Annotated in this window: 4 protein-coding genes and 2 pseudogenes; all 6 read right to left on the bottom strand. The window is 66.8% G+C overall.

Annotation, left to right across the window (positions count from 1 at the left end; all coding sequences use genetic code 11):
* A pseudogene (locus JOY90_RS31025) lies at window positions 1-468 on the bottom strand (hypothetical protein); the annotation flags it as partial.
* A complete protein-coding gene (locus tag JOY90_RS31030) occupies window positions 468-1,124 on the bottom strand; it encodes a 5-bromo-4-chloroindolyl phosphate hydrolysis family protein (RefSeq protein WP_291694909.1) in 657 nt (218 codons plus the stop codon). The pseudogene JOY90_RS31025 and the gene JOY90_RS31030, both read right to left, overlap by 1 nt.
* Window positions 1,125-2,714 (bottom strand): VWA domain-containing protein, encoded by a 1,590-nt coding sequence (locus JOY90_RS31035; RefSeq protein ID WP_291694910.1) that lies wholly within the window; start codon window positions 2,712-2,714, stop codon window positions 1,125-1,127.
* The gene (locus tag JOY90_RS31040; RefSeq protein ID WP_291694911.1) at window positions 2,711-3,766 is read right to left on the bottom strand and encodes a toxic anion resistance protein; all 1,056 of its coding nucleotides are present in this window, start codon (window positions 3,764-3,766) and stop codon (window positions 2,711-2,713) included. Before JOY90_RS31040 ends, JOY90_RS31035 begins: the two co-directional genes overlap by 4 nt.
* Before the next feature lie 102 nt (window positions 3,767-3,868).
* Entirely contained in the window at window positions 3,869-4,483 is a 615-nt protein-coding gene (locus JOY90_RS31045; RefSeq protein WP_291694912.1) for a hypothetical protein, read from the bottom strand.
* Between the two features lie 335 nt (window positions 4,484-4,818).
* Window positions 4,819-5,103 (bottom strand): annotated as a pseudogene (locus JOY90_RS31055) (tetratricopeptide repeat protein); the annotation flags it as partial.

Raw genomic sequence — 5,103 nt, forward strand, 5'->3', positions numbered from 1 at the left:
TTTTCCGAGGTCGACCTTGTAGCGCGGGCCGCCGGCCGGCTCGGCGATGCCGCCCTTCACCAGCCCGTCGGCGATGCGATCCCACGAATAGAGCACGATCGGCGAGTTGAAGATCACCTGGTCGCGGGAGATCTTCAGTCCGGACGCGCGCGCCACCTCGACCAGCACGGAGGAAGACGGCCACAAAAACTGCGGCTTCTGGTCGAGCAGGGCGCGCTCGCGCACCATCTCGACCGATCCGGCACGCCGCGCATCGAGGATCAGGCCGAAGCGGCGCTCGAGCTCGTTGCGCACCCGCGCATTGCTGAGAAACCCTTCCTTTTCGCCGCCGGCGAAGCCGAACAGCCGCTTCGGCTCACCGAACCGGCCGGCGATCTCGGGATGCTCGCGCAAGAACACATAGCCGCCGGTCGCCGCAGCGCTCGCGGCGACGAGGCCGATCCCGAAGGCGCGGCGCGAGAGGGCCATCAGCTCACCTCCTTCTTGCTTTCGGACGGCGTGCTCGGCAGCGCCGGCCCGAGATCCTCGTCGAGCGAGCGCTTCAGGAGCTTCAGCTCGATGTCGAGCCTGTCGAGATCGGCGTCCTGCAGGCTCGCGGCATAGCGCGTGAACGCCGTGTCGAGCCGGTCGATCATTTCGCTGGCCGACGCAAGCCGCGCGGCGTCCGGCACCGGGCTCTTCTCCAGCGCCGCATAGGCTTCGGCGATCTCGGCCGCGCGCGGCAGATAGTAGCTGAGGAAGCGCTTGACGCGATCGATGCGCAGCGGGTCGCGTTCGATCGCAGAGAAAATATCGCGGGCGATCTTCACGAGATGGCGCACCCGCTCGGCGATAGCGCGTGTCTTGATCGCCGTTGCGGCCGCTTCCATTCGACCCGCGAGCGGCTCGGATTCGGTCAGGAGGTCGCGCGCGAATTCGATCCGGCCGCGCGCCACGCCGCTGGCATCGAGCTGCGCGAACAGTTTTTTCGGTGCCATCACCGCGGCGATGCCGCCGCCGGCCAGCGCGCTCACCACGCAGGCGATCCAGAACGGCATGCCGACGCCGATCGCGAGCAGCGGCAGGAGGACGGCGGCGGCCGCGCCGCCGACGATCCAGTCCTGCCCGGATGGCGCGGCGGCCATTCAGTTGTATCCTCGCACGGCGCGGAACGCATCCGTCAGGCTCTTGGTGCCGTCGAACACCCGGCCGCCGGTGAGTTTCGCGAGATTGTCGAGCTGGCTGCGATCGACGTCGCTGCCGAAGGTAACGCCGAACACCGGCACGCGCGCGCCGTCCGCGCGCCATGCGGTCTCGAAGGTCGACATCGTCCCCTGGCTCTTGCCGTCGGTCATGATGACGATTGCCGGCAGATGCTGCCCGTCTTTCAGCGTCGGCTTCATCAATGCGAGCGCCTGCGCGCCGCAGGTGTAGAAATCGGTGCCGCCGCCGGCGCGCAATTGCAGAGCCTTTGCCAGCAGGCCGGCCTGCTCGCTATCCTCGCCCGTCGCCTGCGCCGTCCACAGCACATGGTCGCTGAAAGGCAGCACGAGGATCTGATCCCCCTTGGTCCACTGCACCAGCATCTCGCGGGTCCGCGCCGGCGTCAGCAGGAAGCGCATCGCATCGAGGAGCTCGGTTTCGCCCGCGCCCTGCATGCTGCCGGAGAGGTCGAGGCACAGCGCGGTGAGCGAGGGCCGGCGCAGCGCCTCCTGGTAGATGTCCAAGGCCTTCTGGATCACCGCGGGCTCGGGCGGGCGCACCACCGTGAGCTTGCGCGCGGGATCGAGGTTGGTCGCGGGATCGGCGGGAAGCGGCGCGGCGCGGCCGATCTCGACCCGCCTGCCGGTCTTGGCGATCCGCGCCTGGGTGTCGCCCTGCAGCAGGAACGCCTGCAGATCGGCGAAGAAGCTCTCCACCTCCTTGCCGCGGCCGCGGTCGACGAAACCGAGCGGCGAATCGGCGACCGCGACGCCGTCCTCGGGATAGATGGCATAGAGCGGCTCGGCGCCATCGGCGATCAGCTTGTCATTGGTCTCCTTGATGACGGCCTCGTAGTTCCACATCGCCTGATAATGCGCGCCGGTCTTCTCGCCGTCGCGGTAGAGGTCGGCGAGCCAGCCGCTGGAGCCGGCGCTGCGCTCGACCCCTTTGAGCAGCGCGCGAGCGGTGGCCAGCACTTCCGGCCGGTCGAGGTCGCCTGCTTCGATCAGGTCGGGCTTGCCGATGCCGGCGGCCAGCATCGCAAGATAGGCGGCCGCACCCGAGTTCGACTGCGTCGCCGAGGTCATCAGGAATTTCAGCTTGCCGGCCTGGACCGCACCGAGGATGTCCTTGGTGGTTACCTTGTTGGCGCCGACCCAGCCCAGCTCCTGCGCCTTGGAACGGCGCACGCCGAGGATCACGGGCATCTGCACGATCGACTTGACCGATTTCACGCGCCTTGCGGTGTCGAACATGTCGATCCAGATCGAGGCGGCCGGCCACACCGCGTCGGCCCCCGGATCGGCGCCGGCCTTGAGCGAGAGCGCGATGTCGAGCGAGCCCTGGTAGCGCATGGTGCAGCTCGCCCCCCGCGAGGCGCAGAACTCCTGCACCATCGGCGCCAGCACCTCGTTTTCCGAGCCCGACACGATGGTGAAGGACGGCCCCGACGGGCCGCCGCAGGCCGCGAGCAGCACGGCCAGGAGCGGCGCCGCAGCGAGCCAGCACCGCGCGAGGCGGAGGGAGATCATGCGGACGCCTTCACCGCGGTTTTCAATTCGTCGGTCAGTTGCGCCATTCGCTTCTCGATCTCGGCGCGCTTGGCGCGGCCCTGCTCCTGGACGGAGAGCACGCCGGAGATGGTGTCGATCAGGTCGCGGTTGGTCTTCTCCAGGGTGGCGATGTCGATGATGCCGCGCTGCGACTGCCGCTCGATCTCGATCGCCTGGGTCTTCATCATCTCGGAGGCTTGGCGCATCATCTGGTTGGTCGCGTCGGTGACGGTCTTCTGCAGGTCCAGCGCGGATTTCTGCCGGTTGAGGCCGAGCAGCAGGATCATCTTCTGCTTCCACACCGGAATGGTGAGCTCGGTCGTCGCCTGAAGATTCTCGATCAGCGTCTCGTCGCCGGACTGGACGATGCGGATCTGCGGCAGTTGCTGGATGCCGATCTGGCGCGCCTGCTGCAGATAGAAGATGCGCTTCTCGAGCCGGTCGAGCGCCTGGACGGCGTCCTGATAGGTCTGCGCTGCCAGCATGCCGTCGGCGCTCTCGGCCTGTGACTTGGTTGCGCGCTCCATCTCGACGAGCTTGCCGCCGCGGAAGTCGTCGGCGAAACCCTTGCCGGCGGCGATGTGGGCATCGAGTTGACCGAGCGCGGTCTTCGTCTGCTCGAACAGCTCGTCCAGCAGGGCGATGTCGCGGCGCAGCACCTCCTTGTTGCGGTCGAGGTCGAGGCCGATCCGGTCGATCTGCGAGGCGACGTCGTTGAACCGCTCGGTGAAACGGCGCAGCCGGGCTTCGGCCGACGAGAACAGCCGGGCGAGAAAGCCCTTGTCCTTGAGGTCGGCCGGGTCGAGGCCGCGGGCCTTGGCGAGCACGTCCGACAGCAGCTTGCCGGTGGCGCCGAGTTCCCGGTTCTGGGTCTGGGCCAGGATCCGGTCGGCAAATTCGACCACCGAGCGCTGCGCGCGCTCGCCGAAGGTGACGAGCCGCGAACGGTCGGAAATGTCGATCTCGGACTTGATGCGGGCGACGGCGGATGCATCCGCCGGCACGGCCGGCACGTTGATGGTCTCACTCACCGATTCGCTCCTCTTTGAACCGCGATCATCATAACACGGGCAGCTAAGCGCAGCTCGTCTGACAGATTGATGACAACTTTACGGCGGGGATGTCGCGGCGCCTCAACCTGCCCCGAACACCCGTTTGAGCAGGGCGATCAACCAGTCCAGCGCGGGCAGCGGGCTGAAGGCCTGCAGCAGGACGATCACCAGCAGGAACAGCACGAGATAGGCGAACGTGCCGCGCAGCACACGCAAAAACAGCGGTGGATAGGGCGGCAAATTGTCCTTCGGCCAGGCGTAGGTCTCTTCCCAGATCGGCTGCGGAATGTGCGCCGGCCGCATCCTCTCCAGCGGCAGCCAGGCCCGGTAGGCCTCGATGCCGCGCTCGCGCGCGATCGTGTTGCGCAGCCAGAAGATGTTCTCGCGCCCGATGATATCGAGCATACGCCGGATCGCGATCCGCCCCAGCGCGAGCATCAGCCAGCAGGCGAGATAGACATAGGCGATCATGAAGCCGAAGGTCAGCAAGGACTTGGTGAAAATCTTCACGGTGAAGATCGCGGCGGTCGCGTTCACCGAATAGTCCACGATCTTGTCGAGCCCGGCGAAGATTTCACCCAGCACCGAGTGCTCGTCGGCTGCCTGCATCACCAGGACGAGGAAGATGACGATCGCGAACTGCACCAGCGGAAAGCGCAGGAGCCTCCGGATGGGGGCCGATACGAGTTTGAACATGCCGCCGGGCTCCAGGTCAGGGGCGAATGCGAACGGTCGTGTAGTATGACCTAACGCCGGCGTGATGGCATCGGTTGCTGGTCCTGACAATCCGGAATGGAAAATTGCCGACCGCCGTTGATTTTTCATCACGACCTGCGGCGGCGGAAAGGCGGCCGGTATCCCTGCGACGATGGCCCCGGCGAATGCTCGCTGGGCCATCTGTTCACACCCAGCAGTTGTGCGTCCGGCTCAGGCCTCGATCAGCACCTTCAGCGCGTTGGTCCTGGCGGCGGCGAAGGTCTCGTAGGCATCGAGAATCTGGTCGAGCTTGAAGCGGTGGGTGATCAACTACTTCATGCCATGGCGGCCCGCCAGCGGACATCGCGCGGCGAGGGGCGGCGGTGCAGGCGCTGGTCCAGCAGGACGCGCGCCCGCGGCAAGTCGCCAGAGCGGATCAGGGCGACGATGAAGGTGTCCTCGACGATCTCGCGCTGGGCATGACTGCCACCGATGCGGACGATGTCGGCGAGCACCGGCTCCATCAGCCGGACGCAGGTCGCATGGTCCCCACTCGCAAACGCATTCATCGCCCGGTAGATCACCGGCACCACCGGCCCGGCGGCGAGCTTGCCGTCGGC

The sequence above is a fragment of the Bradyrhizobium sp. genome (assembly GCF_019242285.1).
Classification (GTDB): domain Bacteria; phylum Pseudomonadota; class Alphaproteobacteria; order Rhizobiales; family Xanthobacteraceae; genus Bradyrhizobium.